17 protein-coding genes and 1 other annotated feature are annotated in these 18,510 nt (G+C 49.7%); of the genes, 13 read left to right on the top strand and 4 right to left on the bottom strand.

What is annotated here, in order from left to right; genetic code table 11:
* The first annotated feature begins 21 nt into the window (after positions 1-21).
* Together KNP84_RS06195 and KNP84_RS06200 are read left to right on the top strand one after the other, a co-directional pair.
* A complete protein-coding gene (locus KNP84_RS06195) occupies positions 22-1,554 on the top strand; it encodes a peptide ABC transporter substrate-binding protein (RefSeq protein WP_215114498.1) in 1,533 nt (510 codons plus the stop codon).
* A 203-nt stretch (positions 1,555-1,757) separates the two neighbouring features.
* Complete coding sequence (locus KNP84_RS06200; RefSeq protein WP_029595788.1) at positions 1,758-3,416, top strand: peptide ABC transporter substrate-binding protein; 1,659 nt, start codon at positions 1,758-1,760, stop codon at positions 3,414-3,416.
* A 117-nt stretch (positions 3,417-3,533) separates the two neighbouring features.
* On the opposite strand, the gene trpS is transcribed toward KNP84_RS06200, so the two are convergent.
* Both trpS and KNP84_RS06210 read right to left on the bottom strand, forming a co-directional pair.
* On the bottom strand, positions 3,534-4,535 hold the full coding sequence (gene trpS, locus KNP84_RS06205; RefSeq protein ID WP_215114499.1) for a tryptophan--tRNA ligase: 1,002 nt from the start codon (positions 4,533-4,535) through the stop codon (positions 3,534-3,536).
* Positions 4,536-4,583: 48 nt separating this feature from the next.
* Positions 4,584-4,791 (bottom strand) — a binding site (T-box leader).
* A 46-nt stretch (positions 4,792-4,837) separates the two neighbouring features.
* Positions 4,838-5,206, bottom strand: coding sequence for a DUF3899 domain-containing protein (locus KNP84_RS06210; RefSeq protein WP_021066943.1), 369 nt, complete (start codon positions 5,204-5,206; stop codon positions 4,838-4,840).
* 272 nt (positions 5,207-5,478) lie between these two features.
* On the opposite strand from KNP84_RS06210, the gene KNP84_RS06215 reads away from it, so the two are divergent.
* From KNP84_RS06215 to KNP84_RS06235, 5 genes are all read left to right on the top strand, one after another.
* Positions 5,479-7,095, top strand: coding sequence for a peptide ABC transporter substrate-binding protein (locus tag KNP84_RS06215; RefSeq protein ID WP_215114500.1), 1,617 nt, complete (start codon positions 5,479-5,481; stop codon positions 7,093-7,095).
* A gap of 302 nt (positions 7,096-7,397) precedes the next feature.
* Positions 7,398-8,324 carry an oligopeptide ABC transporter permease gene (gene opp3b / locus KNP84_RS06220; RefSeq protein WP_021066945.1) on the top strand — a complete coding sequence of 309 codons (927 nt, stop codon included), beginning with the start codon at positions 7,398-7,400 and terminating at the stop codon, positions 8,322-8,324.
* Positions 8,324-9,349, top strand: coding sequence for an oligopeptide ABC transporter permease (gene opp3C, locus KNP84_RS06225; protein ID WP_285800463.1), 1,026 nt, complete (start codon positions 8,324-8,326; stop codon positions 9,347-9,349). The genes opp3b and opp3C overlap by 1 nt, the downstream gene beginning before the upstream one ends.
* 24 nt (positions 9,350-9,373) lie before the next feature.
* Entirely contained in the window at positions 9,374-10,447 is a 1,074-nt protein-coding gene (locus KNP84_RS06230) for an ABC transporter ATP-binding protein (RefSeq protein ID WP_214803131.1), read from the top strand.
* A complete protein-coding gene (locus KNP84_RS06235; protein ID WP_021066948.1) occupies positions 10,447-11,397 on the top strand; it encodes an ABC transporter ATP-binding protein in 951 nt (316 codons plus the stop codon). The genes KNP84_RS06230 and KNP84_RS06235 overlap by 1 nt, the downstream gene beginning before the upstream one ends.
* A 72-nt stretch (positions 11,398-11,469) precedes the next feature.
* Here KNP84_RS06235 and KNP84_RS06240 read toward each other — a convergent pair whose 3' ends face one another.
* Positions 11,470-12,003 carry an HD domain-containing protein gene (locus KNP84_RS06240; protein ID WP_021066949.1) on the bottom strand — a complete coding sequence of 178 codons (534 nt, stop codon included), beginning with the start codon at positions 12,001-12,003 and terminating at the stop codon, positions 11,470-11,472.
* Between the two features lie 220 nt (positions 12,004-12,223).
* On the opposite strand from KNP84_RS06240, the gene KNP84_RS06245 reads away from it, so the two are divergent.
* The 4 genes from KNP84_RS06245 to KNP84_RS06260 all read left to right on the top strand — a co-directional run bounded on the left by KNP84_RS06245 (position 12,224) and on the right by KNP84_RS06260 (position 15,072).
* Complete coding sequence (locus tag KNP84_RS06245) at positions 12,224-12,361, top strand: hypothetical protein (protein ID WP_021066950.1); 138 nt, start codon at positions 12,224-12,226, stop codon at positions 12,359-12,361.
* A 179-nt stretch (positions 12,362-12,540) separates the two neighbouring features.
* A complete protein-coding gene (gene spxA / locus KNP84_RS06250; protein ID WP_015881217.1) occupies positions 12,541-12,939 on the top strand; it encodes a transcriptional regulator SpxA in 399 nt (132 codons plus the stop codon).
* Between the two features lie 180 nt (positions 12,940-13,119).
* The gene (mecA, locus tag KNP84_RS06255) at positions 13,120-13,773 is read left to right on the top strand and encodes an adaptor protein MecA (RefSeq protein ID WP_021066951.1); all 654 of its coding nucleotides are present in this window, start codon (positions 13,120-13,122) and stop codon (positions 13,771-13,773) included.
* 66 nt (positions 13,774-13,839) lie between these two features.
* Positions 13,840-15,072, top strand: a complete 1,233-nt coding sequence (locus KNP84_RS06260) for a DUF2254 domain-containing protein (protein ID WP_215114501.1) — start codon at positions 13,840-13,842, stop codon at positions 15,070-15,072.
* Positions 15,073-15,109: 37 nt separating this feature from the next.
* Here the strand turns inward: KNP84_RS06260 and KNP84_RS06265 are convergent, their stop codons facing one another.
* On the bottom strand, positions 15,110-15,832 hold the full coding sequence (locus tag KNP84_RS06265; protein WP_214827096.1) for an SDR family NAD(P)-dependent oxidoreductase: 723 nt from the start codon (positions 15,830-15,832) through the stop codon (positions 15,110-15,112).
* An 81-nt stretch (positions 15,833-15,913) separates the two neighbouring features.
* Between KNP84_RS06265 and cls the strand changes: the two genes are divergently transcribed.
* Together cls and KNP84_RS06275 are read left to right on the top strand one after the other, a co-directional pair.
* On the top strand, positions 15,914-17,425 hold the full coding sequence (gene cls, locus KNP84_RS06270; protein ID WP_215114502.1) for a cardiolipin synthase: 1,512 nt from the start codon (positions 15,914-15,916) through the stop codon (positions 17,423-17,425).
* A gap of 12 nt (positions 17,426-17,437) precedes the next feature.
* Positions 17,438-18,499 (top strand): competence protein CoiA, encoded by a 1,062-nt coding sequence (locus tag KNP84_RS06275; protein ID WP_215114503.1) that lies wholly within the window; start codon positions 17,438-17,440, stop codon positions 18,497-18,499.
* Positions 18,500-18,510: the final 11 nt, after the last annotated feature.

An 18,510-nucleotide genomic window follows, 5' to 3' on the forward strand; every position in this document is an offset into this window, starting at 1 on the left:
TAACAGAGAGGAGAATGCCAGATGAAACGATTTTTCATCGGTGCCGCCTTGTTGGGTTCAGTCCTTATCCTTTTTTTCGTTATATGGTATGGACAACGAGAGCAGGCACGAGAATTAGTACCACCTGAAGAACAAATCGTGACGATTCATGGGGAACCGTTACCGGAGCAACCGAATACGCTGCTCGCCATCGATCCGAGTTCACAAACCGTGTTATCGCATATTTATGAAGGGTTGTATCGCTTCGGTGCGGACGGGGAGATCGAACCTGGACTCGTCAAGACGATGACTCGATCAGAAGACGGGGCGACATACACGTTCAAATTGAAAGAAAGTCAAACCGTGAACGGGAATGCGGTCACGGCCGAAACGTTCGTTGATCATTTCCGGATGCTCGCCGATGATGATACGAATTCTCCGTTCAGTTTCCTCCTTGAGGACGTATTGAACGGAAAAGCGATCAGCCTCGGGACGAAAGAACCAGAGACGCTCGGCGTGAAGGCAATCGACGAGCAAACACTTGAACTGACGCTCGAACGACCGATGGAAGGGTTCGAGCAGATTTTAGCGATGCCGGCCTTTTTGCCGCAGACGATGGTGGGGGAATGGCAAGAGCTTGATGCGAACGGCCCATTTCAGATTGAGTCGTTAGATGCGGCTCAAGTCACATTGACGAAAAACGAGGCGTATTACGACGCCGATCGTGTCACGCTTGAAAAGATTATGATGTTGGCGGATGAAGGACTGGATTCAGAACCTAATGGTATCCATCCGATTCCATACGGCACGGACGAGACGACGATTGACTCGCTCGAAGGGAAGCTCGTCGACGTCTCGCGAAGTGGCGTCTTCTATTTGAAACCGAATGTTGACGAGTATCCGTTCGATGATGCCGATTTCCGGCGCTCGCTCGCCCTCGCCTTGAATCGGGAAACAGTGGAAGATTCGCTCGCACGGGCTGAAGTGACGACCGAACGATTGCTCGTCACCGACGAAGCGGAACTCGACATTTCGATCGATGGGGAAGCAACCCCACTGTTCGAGGAAGTGCTCGAGCGGCTCGAGGAAGACGAGATTGAAATCGAGTTGCTCAGTTTTGTCGATGAGGAAGCGCGACAAATCGCCCAGACGATTGAAACGGAACTTGAAACACTTCCGGGTCTTCAAGTGAATGTCGTCGAACTCCCACTTGGGGACAAAGTTAGGAAAGAAGTCGCAGGCGAGTACGCGTTGTCCCTTTCCGGTTGGCAACCGGACTACCCGGCATTCAGCGCCTATTTGACTCAATTCGAGTCAGATAACTATTTGAATTCGAGCGGATTTGCCGATAAACCGTTCGATCGGTTGATGGAACAGGCACGTACGACCGAGGCGGTTACAGACAGGAACGAGACGTATCGACAAGCCGAGAAACGATTGTTGGAACAAGCTGTCGTTATTCCAATCTACCAAGCTGGAAGATCTTACACGGTTGATTCCAAATATGCGGAAATCGGTTTTCCGGTCATCGGTCCTTCGTACGTCCTAACATTTTCTAAAGTTTATGAAAAATGAGCTAAAAGCCCGTCTCCCTAGGCGGGCTTTTAGCCTATAGTAAAAATTTTTTAGAAAAATCAAAATAAACACTTTGCAAAATTATCAGAATATTGTATTATTGCTTCAACGGGATTGTGGTAACAAATTTTGTAAAGTGAACTATCAGAATTTTCTACCATCGTTCATTTCGTTAAAACGAAAAAAATCAGGGGGTCATCGCAATGAATAAGAAAAAAGGTTTTGCTTTAGCAACGTCGGTAACACTTCTATCTAGCGCATTCCTAGCGGCATGTTCGACAGGGGAAGAAGAGGGAGCAACAACTGACAATAACGCATCAGAAAATGCTGATGAAGCGCAAGTCCTCAACTTGCTCGATAGCTCAGACATCCCTTCACTTAACCCAACGCTTGCAACAGACGCAGTTTCATTCAACGTCTTGAACAACGTTAACGAAGGTCTCTATCGTATGGACGACGAAGATAACCCAACACCAGGGATCGCGGAGTCACACGAAGTTTCTGAAGACGGTAAAACGTACACGTTCAAAATCCGTGAAGGCGCAACTTGGTCTAACGGCGAGCCTGTAACTGCAAACGACTTCGAATACGCTTGGAAAGAAGTCCTTAACCCGGACAACGCTTCACAATATGCTTACGTCATGTCAATCATCGAAGGTGCTGAAGCCTATAACACAGGCGAAGGCGAGCGCGACGCTGTCGGCGTCACAGCTACTGATGAGCAGACACTTGAAGTTAAATTGACTGCACCAGCTGAGTACTTCCTCGGTCTCACAAGCTTCGGCGTATTCATGCCTAAACTTGAGTCGTTCGACAAAGAGCAAGGCGAGAACTTCGGTACATCTGCAGAGACAACTCTCTACAACGGACCGTTCAAACTCGAAAGCTGGGAGCGCGAGCAAGGCTGGAAAATGGTCAAAAACGACGACTACTGGGATGCTGAAGCCGTCAAACTTGACGAAATCAACGTTAAAGTCGTTAAAGAAGTTTCAACAGGCGTTAACTTGTACGAAAACGGCGACGTTGACCGTACTGGTTTGACTTCTGAACTCGTTGCTCAATACCAAGACAACGAAGACTTCTCTACTGTCGTTGAGCCAACACTCTTCTACCTCCAGTTCAACACTGCGGTTGAAGCACTCGACAACCAAAACATCCGTAACGCGATTGACGCGGCTTACGATAAAGCAGCGATCTCTGAAACGCTCCTTGCGAACGGTTCAATCCCTGCCAACTACCTCGTACCAAAAGACTTCGTAACTGGACCAGACGGCGCGGACTTCCGTGAAGCTAACGGCGACATCGGCGGCTACGACGTGGACAAAGCGAAAGAACTTTGGGAAAAAGGACTTGAAGAAATCGGTCAAGACTCTGTCGAAATCGAGCTCCTCAACTACGACTCAGAATCTGCGAAGCAAATCGGTGAGTTCATCAAAGGTGAACTTGAGAAGAACCTTCCAGGTATCACACTTACAATCAAGCAACAACCGTTCAACAACAAACTTGACCTTGAGAACAAAGGTGATTTCGAGTTGACATTCGCTGGATGGGGCCCTGACTACCAGGATCCAATGACATTCGTTGACCTCTTCGTCACTGACGGACCATACAACCGTGGTAAGTGGTCGAACGAAGAATTTGACAAACTCATCGAATCTGCGAAATCAAGCACAGATGCTGAACAGCGTTGGGCTGACCTTCAAGCTGCAGAGAAAATCGTTCTTGAAGAGAACGCAATCTCGCCAGTTTACCAACGTGGATCGGCTCGCCTCACGAAGCCATACGTTAAAGGAATCGTTGAACACGCGTTCGGCGCTGACTACTCGTACAAGTGGGCATTCATCGAAGGCAAAGAGCAATAAGAAACAACATGCATACGAAAAGAGACAGGGACGCCTGTCTCTTTTTTTGTGCCTTCAGATGAAGTTAATATACCGTACAAAAAAAGCCGCCCCTTGCATGCAAAGGGCGGCTAAACGTTATTTCTTCACTTTGGCCCGTTTCCGGTTGAGTCCCATCGCTTTCTCGATTTTGGCGAGGTTCTTGTTGGCGACGGCTTCCGCTTTCTCACGGCCCGCATCGAGGATGGCATCGAGCTCAGCTGAGTCGACGAGTTCGTGATAGCGATTCTGGATTGGCTCAAGCATGGCGACGACCGCTTCGGCGACGTCTTGCTTGAACGTTCCATAATTCGAATCCTTGTAGCGCTCGACGAGATCATCGATTGGGGTATCGGTCGAGAGCGAGTAAATCTCAAGCAAGTTCGAGATGCCCGGTTTGTTCTCACGGTCGAAGCTGATGACACCGCTCGAGTCCGTGACCGCGCTCTTGATTTTCTTACGGATGACGTTCGGCTCATCGAGCATCGAGATGAAGCCCTTCGCGTTCGCGTCTGATTTTGACATCTTTTTGACTGGGTTCGTCAAACTCATGATGCGCGCGCCTTCTTTTTGAATGAGCGGCTCAGGAATCGTGAACGTCTCATAGTATCGTTTGTTGAAGCGTTCGGCCAAATCACGCGTCAATTCGACGTGTTGTTTTTGGTCATCGCCGACCGGGACGAGTTCCGTGCCGTACAAGAGGATATCGGCTGCCATCAAGGTCGGATAGACGAATAGGCCAGCGCCGATATTCTCACTGTTCTGTAATTTGTCTTTATACTGCGTCATGCGGCTCAGTTCACCCATGCCGGCGATGCATGTCAACATCCATCCGAGTTGGGCGTGCGCCTTCACTTCCGATTGGACGAAAATCGTCGATTTCTCAGGATCGAGACCGCAAGCGAGATAGAGTGCCGCAAGTTTGCGCGTGTTGTCCATCAACTCGACGCGGTCCAATTGAACCGTGATCGAATGGAGATCGACGACACAGTAAAACGCTTCGTGTTCTTCCTGCAGCTCGACGAACTGTTTCATCGCGCCTAAGTAGTTGCCGAGCGTGACGACGCCGGTCGGTTTAATGCCAGAAAAGATTTTTGCCATGATTGCACCTCCAGAGAATATAAAAAAACCGCGGTTCCCCGCCCGATAAATCGGGACGAATAACCGCGGTGCCACCCAAATTTGCATGAAACTCATGCCACTTGATCGCGTTAACGGGCGTGACCGTCTCGCCGTACTATCGTTCAGGCGAGCCACTCCGAAGTCCATTCGCTCGACGCTTTCCATCTACTCGCAGCAACGTAGACTCTCTGAGGGAAAGGGGATTCGAGGTACTTGTCTTCTTCATTGTGTTTCCTATTGTTCTAGGCATAGTGTAGCATATCGACAGTGAAATCGGAAGGTCAAACGAGGGTGATCACGTAAGAAAGAACGACGCTCGTGACACCGACATAGACCCAACGCCACGCCGAACGTTTTTGATTGGCTCGATCTTCTGGTGAGGCTTCTTCGTCTTCTTCGTAGTCAGGGTCGATTTCTTTCAACTTGGCCCGACGATTGCGTTTGAACCCGTACATGAACCCGTCAAATAATCCGGTGGCACCCATATGAGAGAACATCCCGACCGCGAAGACGAGTATACCGGCCACGAACAAGCCGCCACTCAAATGGAACCCGATCGTCTCGTCTTGGTAGTATGACAAGTTCGACCAAACGGTGTAGGCAATTGTGACAATTCCCCAAACGATTAATATACTTCTAAAATTTTTCAATGTGACAAACTCCTTTCAGCGTGGATGCGCTCCATCGAGTCATCCGCCTTATGGCTCTATGATACCTGTTGTGCCACATATATGGCGAGAAGTTCGTGTTAAAAATGACAGCGGTTTATTGGGGAGTTGACAGTTTGATTAAAAATTTTTTACAATAGCCCTAACGTTCTTTCGTCGGATACAAAATGAAATATTCAGAAAATTAAAGAAAAAGTAAGATGTTACGGTCCGACGAAACGCCATGCTTCACGATTCAGAAAGGGGACATCGCAATGAAGAAAAAATCGATTCTGCTCATGATGACACTCATCTTGGCACTCGGTTCAGTGCTCGCCGCTTGCTCGACTGGCGGAGACTCTGACGGCGGTTCGTCTTCGAACGGAGAAAAGATTCTCCGCTTGACGGACACGTCTGACATTACAACAGCTGACCCGGCGCTCGCGACGGACGCTGTGGCGTTCAACTTGATCGCCAACACGATGGAAGGTCTCTATCGTCTTGACCAGGAAGGAAATGCCGTTCCAGCCATCGCTGAAGGAGAACCAGAAGTGAGTGAAGACGAAACGGTCTACACGTTCACACTTCGTGACGCGGAATGGTCAAACGGAGAACCTGTCACAGCGAACGACTTCGTCTACGCTTGGCAACGCGCCGTGGATCCTGAAACAGGTTCACAATACGCGTACATCATGAACACAGTTAAAAATGCCGAAGCCATCAACACGGGTAAACTTCCTAAAGAAGATCTCGGTGTGAAGGCAATCGATGAGAAGACACTTGAAGTTACACTCGAGCGTCCAGACCCATCATTCATCTCGCTCACATCGTTCGGTACGTTCACACCGATTAACGAAGCTTTTGCGACTGAAAAAGGCGAAGACTTCTCGACGACTCCAGAAAACCACATCTACAACGGTCCATTCACATGGTCGGAGTGGGATCGCGAGCAAGGATACGTATTGACGAAAAACGAATCGTACTGGGATGCTGAGAATGTAGCTCTAGAGAAAGTCGACGTTCGCGTCGTCAAAGACACATCGACAGTTGTCAACTTGTATGAAGCAGGAGAAGTCGACTACGCCGGCCTCTCATCTGAACAAGTTGCAGCGTTCCAAGAGAACGACGACTACAGCACAGGTCTTCGTTCAACAGTCGGTTACTTCAAGTTCAACCATGAAGATGAACTCTTTGCTGACGTCAACGCCCGTAAAGCAGTCGCTCGTGCGGTCGACCCAGCCGGGATTATCGATCAGTTGTTGAACAACGGTTCAATCGCCACGACTTCGTTCGTCCCGAAAGAATTCATCAAGTATGAAGACGGAACGGATTATGCAGAAGGCGTAACACACTTTGAGACGAACGCTGACGAAGCGGCATCACTTTGGGAAGAAGCGACTGGCGGCAAAGCTGTCACAATTGAACTTCTCTCATTCGATAGCGAAGTAGCAAAACAAATCTCAGAGTACATGAAAGGCCAACTCGAATCGAACTTGCCGAACGTGACCGTGAACATCTCACAACAACCGTTCAACAACAAGCTCGAACTCGAAGCGAACGGAGAGTATCAGATGTCATTCGCCCTTTGGGGACCTGACTATCAAGATCCACTCACGAACCTTGGTATTTTCACATCTGACAACGGTCAAAACGACATCAACTACAAGTCGGCAGCATACGATAAGTTGATTGATGAAGCATCAGCTGAAACAGCAATCGATGCGCGTTATGACAAGTTTAAAGAAGCAGAAACGCTCTTGATTGAACAAGACCAAGCCATCATGCCGCTTTACCAAGCGGGTGTCGCTTACTTGCTCCGTCCGAACGTCGAAAACTTCAACCGTCAACTATTCGGTGCTGACTACCAGTACAAATACGTCGATATCAACTAAATGAGAAGGGGGCATGCACCACGCATGTCCCCCCTTTTCTAAAAAAAAATCAGAAATTAGAGAAAAAACTATTCAAAAGTTTTGTTGGTAAAGTATAATGTAGTAACAGTGAAAATTCAGAATACTTTACAAACTAAGGATTCTTCGATTTTCATGTGCTGTGCTAAGAGCCTTGAGATGACGTTTGACCTATTCTTTCAGAAAATTCCTTTCATTTTGTGAATTCATGAAAAGGGAAATATGTCATAGTGACGCTGTTGGTGCAAGCATAGACACATTAGAAAAACAGGGGGTATTTATTTATGGGACGTTATATTCTTCAGCGGCTGACTTACGGCCTCATCACGTTCTTCTTGATTGCGACGTTCACGTTTTTCCTGATGGACCTGCTTCCAGGTTCGCCGTATCAAAACCAGGAGAAATTGACAGAGACACAAATTCAACTCTTGAACGACCGCTACGGACTCAATGATCCGCTTCCAGTTCGTTATGCGACCTACTTAGGAAACCTTGTGCAAGGGGACCTCGGTGTATCGTTCCGTACGGCCAACCGGCCAGTGACGGATTTGATCATGGAACGAATCGGTCCTTCAGCTCAACTAGGTATTCAAGCACTTGTGCTTGGGACGTTTGTTGGATTGTTGCTCGGGATCGTGGCAGCCATTCGTCATAATACGTTCATCGACTATGGTTCGATGTTCATCTCGGTAATCGGGATTTCTGTCCCATCGTTCGTCTTTGCAGCACTTCTCCAGTACTACGTTGGGGTTAAGTTGCAATTGCTCCCTGTTGCGTTCTGGGATTCCCCGGCGCATACGATTTTACCGACCATCTCGCTCTCACTCGGGGTCACGGCGTCTATCGCTCGTTTCGTCCGGACCGAGATGTTAGAAGTTACCGGACAAGATTACGTCACGCTCGCGAAAGCGAAAGGGTTGACCGGGAATGCGATCGTCTGGAAACACATGGTGCGTAACGCGATGATTCCAGCAATCACAATCCTCGGACCAATGACGGCCGGTCTATTGACGGGTACGTTCGTCATCGAAAAAATCTTTGCGGTACCTGGTTTAGGTGAATTGTTCGTCACATCTATTACGTTGAATGATTACTCGGTCATCATGGGCACGACGCTCTTCTTCTCTGGCCTGTTTATTATTATCATTCTACTTGTCGATTTGCTCTACGGAGTCGTTGACCCACGTATTCGTCTTGGGGGGAATAACTGATGATTGAAAACAAAAAGAATTTCGAGCAGTTCGACCAAGACATGTTCCAACGTGTCGAAATGAACGAACAGCTCGCTGAACGAATCGCTGGTAAAAGTCTAAACTTCTGGCAAGATGCTTGGATGCGCCTAAAGAAAAACAAAGCGGCCATCTTGTCGTTATCGATTATCGTCATTCTTGTCTTGCTCGCTCTATTCGGCCCGATGCTGTCTGGTCGTGATGCTTATACGCAAAACATCTCGCAAGCGAAACTTCCACCTAAAGTCACAGGACTTGAGTGGGCAGGGTTCGACGGGATGGCTAACCTCGGTGGCCGTGAAATCGACTTCTATGAACAAAAGAACGTCGAAGAGAACTACTGGTTCGGTACGGACTACCTCGGCCGTGATCTTTGGTCACGTGTTTGGGAAGGTACACGTATCTCACTCTTCATCGGTTTAATGGCCGCAATCGTCGATACGGTTATCGGTGTCGCCTATGGTGGTATCTCGGCTTACTTCGGAGGCCGTACGGATAACATCATGCAACGGATTGTTGAGATTTTGACTGGTGTCCCAAACTTGATTTTGATTATCTTGTTCATCTTGATCTTTGACCCAGGTGTCTTCACCATCATCTTGGCGATGGCCATCACCGGCTGGATCGGGATGAGTCGACTCGTCCGCGGTCAGATTTTGAAATTGAAGAACCAAGAGTTCGTCTTGGCTGCCCGTACACTCGGCGCTTCAAGTACTCGTTTGATTTTCAAACACTTGATTCCGAACACGCTCGGCGCCATCATCATCACACTTATGTTCACGATTCCATCTGCCATCTTCTTCGAGGCATTCCTTAGTTTCATCGGGATCGGACTTCAACCGCCACAAGCATCACTTGGTACGTTGATTAACGACGGATACAAAGAGCTACGGACGTTCCCGTACTTGCTCGTGATCCCGTCAATCATCATCGTCTTGCTCATGGTCAGCTTCAACTTGCTCGCCGATGGCTTGCGTGATGCGTTCGACCCGAAAATGCGTAAATAATTATAGAAACAGGGGGACTCGTGCATGGAAACGATTTTATCTGTCCGAGACTTAGCGGTCTCGTTCCATACGTATGCTGGAACGGTACAAGCCGTTCGCAACGTATCGTTTGATTTGAAAAAAGGCGAGACGCTCGCCATCGTGGGTGAATCGGGTTCTGGTAAATCCGTCACATCGAAAGCGATTATGCGTCTCATTCCGAACCCGCCAGGTGAAATCACGAACGGAGAAATCTTGTTCGAAGGCAAAGACTTGGCGAAGTTGTCGGAAAAAGAAATGCTTAAAATTCGTGGACGCGATATCGCAATGATCTTCCAAGATCCGATGACATCGCTCAACCCGACGATGACAATCTACAAACAGATCGCCGAAGGATTGAAGCAACACCAAGGACTCACGGGTGAGGATGCGAAGAAGCGTACGCTTGAATTGCTCACACTCGTTGGGATTCCAAACCCTGAGGCACGCCTCAAGCAATACCCGCACCAACTTTCAGGCGGGATGCGTCAGCGGATCGTTATTGCGATCGCGCTCGCATGTAACCCAAAAGTATTGATTGCCGATGAGCCGACGACGGCCCTCGACGTAACGATTCAAGCTCAGATTTTAGAGTTATTGAAAGACATCCAGCAAAAAACGGGCACAGCGATCATCTTCATCACGCACGACCTCGGTGTCGTTGCGAACATGGCAGATCGCGTTGCTGTTATGTACGCTGGTAAAATCGTCGAGAAGGGAACGGTCGATGAGATCTTCTATGAGCCGCGTCACCCATATGCATGGGGACTACTCGGATCGATGCCGCGCCCATCCGATGACCCGAACGAGGCGCTTCCGGCCATCCCGGGTACACCGCCGAACTTGCTCAGTCCGCCAAAAGGCGATGCCTTCGCACCACGTAATCCGTATGCGATGAAAATCGACTTTGAAAAAGAACCACCGATGTTCCAAATTAGCGACACACACTATGCGGCGAGCTGGCTATTGCACCCACAAGCCCCGCAAGTGAGCCCGCCGAAAGCGATCCGTGACCTTGCGCTCAAGTATCGTCCGGACAGCGCGTTCGCGAAATCGATTTTGAAAGGTGGTGCTGAATAATGGAACGCGAGAAATTACTCGAAGTAAAAGACCTGAAGCAGCACTTTAAAATCGGCCGAGGCCGCGTCGTCAAAGCGGTCGACGGCATCTCGTTCGATATTTATAAAGGTGAAGTGCTCGGACTCGTAGGGGAGTCTGGATGTGGGAAATCGACGACAGGTCGTACCATCATCGGACTTTACGATGCGACTGACGGGGATGTCATCTTCAAAGGTGAGAACGTCCACGGCAAGAAGAGCACCGCTGAAAAATTGAAGTTCAACCGAGCGATGCAAATGATTTTCCAAGATCCATACGCATCCCTAAACCCGCGTATGACCGTCGCTGATATCATCGCCGAAGGCATCGATATCCACGGTCTTGCCAAGACGAAAGAAGACCGGATGAACCGCGTCTATGACCTTCTCGAGACAGTCGGTCTTACAAAAGAGCACGCGAGCCGTTACCCGCACGAATTCTCGGGCGGTCAGCGTCAGCGGATCGGGATTGCCCGCGCTCTCGCAGTCGAACCGGACTTCATCATCGCTGATGAGCCGATTTCGGCTCTCGACGTATCGATTCAAGCCCAGGTCGTCAACTTGATGAAAGAATTGCAACGCGACCGTGACCTCACGTACTTGTTCATCGCCCACGACTTGTCGATGGTCAAGTATATCTCGGACCGGATCGGTGTTATGTATCAAGGTCACCTCGTCGAGCTCGCTCCTGCAGCGCGCCTGTATGAGAACCCACTCCACGCTTATACGAAGTCACTCCTCTCAGCAATCCCACTTCCGGATCCTGAGCATGAGCGGACACGTAAACGCATTGTGTATGAGTCGAAGTCACTCGGTGCCGTCGGACGTTCGGATGAGGATTCAAGTATCCCGCCACTCCGCGAAGTCGAGCCAGGCCACTTCGTCTCAATGACAGACGAAGAGTACGAAGCTTACAAAGTACAACTCGTATAATAGGAAAGTCCCGAATCCAGATGGATTCGGGACTTTTTTCGTACAAAAAAAACACCGTCCATAATGACGGTGTCAGGCGTTTGAGATGCGTGGCAAATTCGAGAGCCGGTCGACAACCGCGTCAATCAAGCGGACGCGGGCCAGGGCGTCTTCGATATCCATCGTCTCATAGTGGTGCAATCCACCAGGCTGTTCGACGTACGTGTCCGCATCGTGAACGAGCTGTTGGAGCGGCGTCCGTTGAATCCGGTTGGGCGGCAAGTAGGAGTCGGTGTGAAGTAATATCATGACCGAGATCTCTTTCGCGCGGGCCGGGTCTTCGCCGAGACGAATCAACAGCTTATGGGCACGTTCGGCGCCTTTAATGGCATGGATATCGTTTTGACGATACAAATCATAATTCCATTTTCCTTCGGTGTACCATTCATAATGACCGATGTCATGGAGCAGGGCGGCTTTCGTCGCTAAATCCGTATCGAGGCCTCGTCGCGTCGCCAATTCGAGAGCGCGTTCACACACATCGACGGCGTGTTTCAAGCCAGAACGGGTCAAGTATTTCTGGGTGACCGGGTGTTGCATAATCGTCTCTAACGTAATTCTCATCATCGCTCTCCTCCTTGGTGATTTCAAAGGTTATTTCTATTAACTATACGGGAATGAGATAGGAAAAGCAAATTTGGAACGTGTGAAATGATGAAAAACTTGGAGATTGTTCAACTATTTTCATAAGAATGTGCTATAATTTAAATGTAGATTAGTGCAAGTTCAAGATTTTCAGATTCAGTAACGGTCGGTCCGGTCCTTTTGGCGTTGGGGGTGAGAGACCATGAAAGAACGTAATAAAGTTTTGCAACAGAAAAAGAAACTTCTAAAAGAAGTCCTCAAGAAGAAATTGAAAGACTTGCAAGTGAAGCCAGGCAAAGAGACGGTATCACAACCGGTTTCTCGAATGCCGGCGTCCTAGAACGGTCGATCAAGGGTCGCATTCTCGAGAATGCGTCCTCTTTTCTTACCCGAGTGAGAAAAGTTATCATTGAAGTTTCAATTGATAAGAATTATTATAATTAAGTGAACGATTTTTTGGGTATACAAATAGAGTCACTTGAAAAAGATGAACGAACATTTGATCAGGGAGGAACGAAAATGGTCACACTTTACACGTCTCCGAGCTGCACATCGTGTCGAAAAGCACGGGCTTGGCTTGAAGAGCATGATATCCCATTTACGGAACGAAATATATTTTCAGAACCACTCTCACTTAATGAGATCAAACAAATCCTACGTATGACAGAGGACGGGACGGATGAAATCATCTCGACCCGGTCTAAAGTTTTCTCTAAAATCGACGTATCGGTCGATGCGCTCTCGCTTCAACAACTATACGATTTGATTCAAGAGTATCCTGGATTGCTTCGCCGTCCAATCTTGATTGATGAAAAACGTCTTCAAGTCGGGTATAACGAAGATGAGATTCGTCGATTCTTGCCGCGCAAGGTCCGGACGTTCCAACTTCAAGAAGCGCAACGACTCGTCAACGAGTGAGGAAGCATACTGTCTAAGCAGTGTGCTTTTTATTATTCCGTTTTTCCGATAAAATAATAGTAACAACCCCATTATCAATAGATTGACACGTTAAAAAAAGGGTACTATGATAACAAGACAATTTCCCCTCTCCTCCTTAATTGTTGAAGTAGGAGTGAGGTGAGAAGGGAGTGGACAATCGTGAAAATTGAGCGCATCAATGACAATACCGTCAAATTTTTCATTACGTATGTCGATATCGAAAAACGCGGTTTCGCTCGTGATGAAATCTGGTATAACCGAGAACGTGGTGAGCAGCTGTTCTGGCAGATGATGGACGAAGCGCACGAACGAGAAGATATCTCGTTTGATGGTCCACTATGGATACAAGTACAAGCTTTTGAAAAAGGACTCGAAGTGACCGTGACGATCGCGAAAAACGTGATTGGCGCCGAAGACGATTCTGAGCTCGGATCACTCCTACGCTCGGCAATCGATGAGGCACGCGATCAACAATCGGTGCTCGACCAGTTGAGTGAACTCGATGAAGAAACCGAGCAGGAGGCGTGGGCTCCGCTCGCTATGGAAACGGATGACTTTGAGGCGATCATCTCGCTCAGCAAACGGGCGGGAGAGACGTTAAGCAACGTCGACCTCAAACTGTTCCACTACGATCAGAAGTATTACTTGTGGATCGATTTCCCGGAAGAGATGGAACCAGAGGAAGAAGAGAACGTATTGAGTCTCTTGGCCGAGTATTTGACGTTCAGCACGCAGACGTTAGCGATGCTCGAAGAATACGGCAAGCTTATCCTCGATGGGGATGTCTTCGCTAAAGTACGTCACTATTTCTAAACCCCAACCGCCTGTTCATATGGACAGGCGATTTTTTTCTAACTAATACATAAACGAGGTGTCGTGATGTTCAAGCGTTTGCAGTTGATGTTGGCCGATAGTGCCTGGTTTGTCCCGTTTTTATATGGGATCGGGGGGATTGCCTTGACGTTCCTGACCCAATACTTCGGGAACTTCTTTCGGGAACTGTTGCCCGAAATCGTCTATTTAGACAAGGATTCGGCAGCAACCGTGCTGTCCTCGTCCTTCACGAGTCTGATGACGATGATGACGTTTAGTTTCTCAACGATTCTCGTCGTCTTGACGACGTACTCGTCACAGTTCTCACCACGAACAATCAATAACTTTTTGACGAACTCGGCATCGAAACATACGCTCGGCTTGTTCATCATGACGACGGTGTACGGGATTACGAACTTATTTTTAATTCGGACGTCGGATGAGGATGTCGTACTCGCCTCGGGCGTCAGCGTGTTGCTCGTCGTCAGTTCCATCTGGGCGTTCGTCAAGTTCATACAAACGATTAGCGTCTCAATTCAAGCCGAACGTCTCTTGTCAGCCCTGCATCGCGAGGCGTTGTCCGTCATCGAGACGCAACAGCAAGCGGTGGAGGACGGAAAGATGCACATCGTTCCCGAACGTTCGGTCCACACGTTCGAGGGCCAGGCCATCTATGCGCCGCGCACCGGCTATATCCAATTGTTCGCAAGCGAGAAACAAGAAAGCCATGATGTCGATTTCGAGTCGGTCGTGGCCGTCGGGGATTTCGTGGCGAAAGGAGACTTGCTCGGCTATTGGCTCGGAGAAGAAGCGCTCGATGTCGACGTGTTCCAAATTGGGGAGATTCGCTCCTCGATTCAAGACCCGGCCTTCGTCATCGAGAAATTGAGTGAAATCGCGTTGAAAGGCATCTCGCCCGGGATTAACGATCCGAATACTGCGATTCACGCCATTCATTACATCGGCGACATTTTGCGAGAACTGAGCCGATTACCTGAAGGGGATTTCTTATTTTCCAATGACAAGAGCGACTGGCACGCCAAACGTAAACCGATGGAGGCGACGTTGTTCGAGGCGCTCACCCCAATCAAGACGTATGCGAGCCATGACATCTTTGTGATGGCATCCGTGTTCGAGGCGATCCGAATCGCCCGACTGGAAGCACATGCCTCACACGAAGAGACGTTCGAGGGGTTCATCGACTATTTCGAGGAGTCGCTCGATTTTGAAGAGTTGCATCCGAGAGAACGCGCGTTTCTGACGAATCAGATGATGCGTGCCCGAAAAGTACAGACGTAAAAGGGAGGGGTCACTCGAGACCCCTCCCTTTTGGTACTTATGAGAGTGTATAACCACCGTCCACCGTGATGGCTTGACCGTTAATATAGCTTGACGCTTCGCTCAATAGGAATGTGACGACCGGTGCGACTTCCTCCGGTTTGGCGGCATGTCCCCGGAAATGATGGGTCATCGCCTCTTGGAATTTGGCCTCACCGCCATACAGTTTATGACTGAGTGGCGTATCGACCGGACCGAAACAGACCGCATTGAAACGTATTTTGCCTTTCATCCGATGGGCGAACGTCTTCGTCAAGGCGATGACGGCCGCTTTCGAGGCGGCGTATGGACCGAGCATCGGCGGAAATTTGACGTGGCCGACGATTGCAGCGTTATTGACGACGCTCCCTCCCGTCGCCAACAGCGGGATGGCGCGTTGGATAAGCCGGTTCACAGCCAACACGTTCAGTTCGAATACGTCGTCAAACGCGGTCGCCGGCAACCGCTCCGGTGTCCCGGGACGACCGAACGTCGCGGCGTTGTTGAATAATCCGTTGAGGACGACCTTGTCCTCGCTCAAGCGGTCCATCAATGCTTCAACTTGCTCGGATTCGGCTAAATCACATGTAAGGAAAGTGATGCGTGGTGAGGCGTCTTCGAGTGCGGCACCTCGTGTCTCGTCGCGGCCGATGCCGATGACGTCATGTCCGTCCTCAGCCAAACGAAGGGCGACGGCCCGTCCAATCCCGCTCGTCGCTCCTGTAACCAAAAATGTGCCCATATTTTGTTCGCTCCCCTCAAAAGATGGTGTTAAGTTGTATAATTATGATAATACAAGACAGAAACGAGGTCAGTTTATAATATGTTGCGACGCATACAAGTACTTTTATCCCTGATTTTGCTCGCAGGTCTCATTGCCGTATTATCGTATTACTGGAGCTCGCAAGTGATCGGGTTGTTCTCGGTGCTCGTCTTTTTGACGACGTTCAGCATCCTGCTCGTCATCCTGCTCGAGAATCGAAATCCGCAGCGGACGCTCATTTGGGCCATCGTCATGCTCGGCTTCCCGGTCGTCGGGCTGTTCGCCTATTTTGTGTTCGGACAGAACTATCGCCGGAAGCGCATGTTCAAAGAGAAGGCCATGTTGGACGAAGAGACGTACCTCGCTTATCGACAGAAGGCGATGACGTTGTCGCCGTCGCTCATGTTCTCCCATGACGATTATGTGAAGTTGCTCCATTTGACGTCGTCTCTGAATCAATTACCCGTTTCGTCGAACACGTATACGCAAGTACTGACGAATGGACAACAGAAGTTCTCGAAGTTGTTGCCCGCTTTGAAAGGGGCGACCCGCCACATCCATCTCGAATATTATATTTTCCGGGAAGATCGTATTTCTCGGGAAATTCAACGGATTTTGATTCAGAAGGCGAAGGCAGGGGTCGAGGTGCGCTTTCTATATGACGCGGTCGGCTCGATTCATACGAGCGGGACGTTCTTTGACGAGATGCGCCAAGCAGGTGTCCATGTCAAAGCGTTCTTCCCGGTCGTCCTGCCGCTCGTTTCGAGTAAGACGAACTATCGGAACCATCGGAAAATCGTCGTCATCGATGGAACAGAGGCGTTCACAGGCGGGTTGAATGTCGGAGATGAATATTTGGGCGAGCATTCGAAGTTCGGTTTTTGGCGTGACACGCATCTATACGTCAGAGGGGAAGGGGTGTCGGAACTCCAGCTCATCTTCTTGCAGGACTGGTACTACATGACGGGTGAGCGTCTATTCACGCCGTTCTATCTAGAGCCGCTCGAGACGGTGCGAAGTGCGAGTGGCGGCGTACAGATTGTGGCGAGCGGACCGGATGAGCCGTACGAGACGATGAAATCGATTTATTTCGCGCTGATCAATGCGGCGAAGAAGTCGGTATACATCTCGTCCCCGTACTTGATTCCAGACGAGGACATCATGAGCGCGCTCAAGACCGCTTCGTTATCAGGTATCGATGTCCGTATCGTGCTTCCGAGCTATCCGGACCATAAAATTGTCTTTTATGCGAGTCGCTCATATTTTGAGGAACTACTCAGCGCCGGGGTCAAGATTTACTTGTATGAGGAAGGGTTCATGCATTCGAAAGTCATCGTCGTCGACGATGGGTTGGCGACAATCGGAACGGCGAATATGGACTTCAGAAGTTTCCACCTCAATTTCGAGGTGAACGCGCTCTTGTATAACACGAACTCCGTCCATCAGCTCAAACAAGATTTGTATAAAGACTTTGAAGGGTCACACGAGTTGGAGATTCGGGCGTTCTCGGAACGATCCTACTTCATCAAACTCGTCGAATCATTGGCCCGAATGTTTTCACCACTATTATGAGGGGGAAGCGGGATGCGATTTGCCATCGGTCGAACTGGAGGGTATGTGGATGCCCTTACGTTGAGTCGGGGGCGGATTGAACCGTTTGCCCCTTTTTCGTGCCCAGAATGCGGGGAACGGGTCATCGTCAGGCAAGGTGTGAAACGGCGTCTCCATTTCGCCCACGTCAATCCTTGCGGATGCGGCGAGTCGACCGGACACCATGAAGACAAATGGGGAGTGCGGCAATGGCTTCAAGGGCAAGGGTATGAAGTCGAGCAAGAAGTCGTTATCGGCGCACGTCGTGCCGATTTGGTGGCAGTACGCGACGATACACGGCTCGTCGTCGAAATCCAGGCGTCCACGCTCTCAATCGAGTCTTACGTCGACCGGACGAGACATTATCGCGACAATGGACTTGACGTCGTCTGGCTGGCGAGCGGGCTGCAGCCCGGGGGTGTGACAACGTTCAAACCGTGGATGCGGGCCGAACTGGCGCGACGACATAGCCTGGTCGTCCCGACCGGACAGGCGTTATACCGCTTCGTCGGCTTTCCGGTCTCCATCCGAGCGGGCGTCGGGCAATGGCAGGTCGCGACCTCGTTCGATGTCTCGCCGTTCGCGGCATATTATGGCTTCGATGCCCATCGTTGGACCCAAGTCATTCGGCGGAGGCGGATGACGCCACCTTATCCGACGCCACAGTATCGCCGCCTCATCTTGAACCGACTGTATCCGCTCGGGATGTTGCCCTCGTTGTTACCGAGCTACTGTTATTTGCCGTTGCCGTCACTGTGGGGGGTTCATGTCCATCCGTTCATGTTCCAGACGGTGCTCTACTTGAATCGACGGGATTGCCCCGGAGACTCCATCAATTGGAGCATCGAGAAGACGTGCCGCCAGTTCGACGTGACCCCGACAAGCGACTTTCTGCAAGCGTTTGAAGTACAATGGAGACAGCTGTTGAACGTATTCGACGTGACGGAGGCGGTGCGCGATTGGCACGTGCCTAAGACGTTAGACACGGCGTTGCTTCACGATTTTCGATACTTTCAAGGGTTTCAGCGATTCATGGCGAAATCGTATACAAACTAAGAAAAGGAAGT

The organism is Exiguobacterium sp. s70 (genome assembly GCF_018618315.1).
In the GTDB taxonomy this organism is placed as follows: domain Bacteria; phylum Bacillota; class Bacilli; order Exiguobacteriales; family Exiguobacteriaceae; genus Exiguobacterium; species Exiguobacterium chiriqhucha.

Excerpts from the sequence above, each read along its gene's own strand:
- KNP84_RS06195 (WP_215114498.1), top strand. The coding sequence starts at position 22 with ATGAAACGATTTTTCATCGGTGCCGCCTTGTTGGGTTCAGTCCTTATC.
- KNP84_RS06200 (WP_029595788.1), top strand. The coding sequence starts at position 1,758 with ATGAATAAGAAAAAAGGTTTTGCTTTAGCAACGTCGGTAACACTTCTA.
- trpS (WP_215114499.1), bottom strand. The coding sequence starts at position 4,535 with ATGGCAAAAATCTTTTCTGGCATTAAACCGACCGGCGTCGTCACGCTC.
- KNP84_RS06215 (WP_215114500.1), top strand. The coding sequence starts at position 5,479 with ATGAAGAAAAAATCGATTCTGCTCATGATGACACTCATCTTGGCACTC.
- opp3b (WP_021066945.1), top strand. The coding sequence starts at position 7,398 with ATGGGACGTTATATTCTTCAGCGGCTGACTTACGGCCTCATCACGTTC.
- opp3C (WP_285800463.1), top strand. The coding sequence starts at position 8,324 with ATGATTGAAAACAAAAAGAATTTCGAGCAGTTCGACCAAGACATGTTC.
- KNP84_RS06230 (WP_214803131.1), top strand. The coding sequence starts at position 9,374 with ATGGAAACGATTTTATCTGTCCGAGACTTAGCGGTCTCGTTCCATACG.
- KNP84_RS06235 (WP_021066948.1), top strand. The coding sequence starts at position 10,447 with ATGGAACGCGAGAAATTACTCGAAGTAAAAGACCTGAAGCAGCACTTT.
- KNP84_RS06240 (WP_021066949.1), bottom strand. The coding sequence starts at position 12,003 with ATGATGAGAATTACGTTAGAGACGATTATGCAACACCCGGTCACCCAG.
- KNP84_RS06245 (WP_021066950.1), top strand. The coding sequence starts at position 12,224 with ATGAAAGAACGTAATAAAGTTTTGCAACAGAAAAAGAAACTTCTAAAA.
- spxA (WP_015881217.1), top strand. The coding sequence starts at position 12,541 with ATGGTCACACTTTACACGTCTCCGAGCTGCACATCGTGTCGAAAAGCA.
- KNP84_RS06260 (WP_215114501.1), top strand. The coding sequence starts at position 13,840 with ATGTTCAAGCGTTTGCAGTTGATGTTGGCCGATAGTGCCTGGTTTGTC.
- KNP84_RS06265 (WP_214827096.1), bottom strand. The coding sequence starts at position 15,832 with ATGGGCACATTTTTGGTTACAGGAGCGACGAGCGGGATTGGACGGGCC.
- cls (WP_215114502.1), top strand. The coding sequence starts at position 15,914 with ATGTTGCGACGCATACAAGTACTTTTATCCCTGATTTTGCTCGCAGGT.
- KNP84_RS06275 (WP_215114503.1), top strand. The coding sequence starts at position 17,438 with ATGCGATTTGCCATCGGTCGAACTGGAGGGTATGTGGATGCCCTTACG.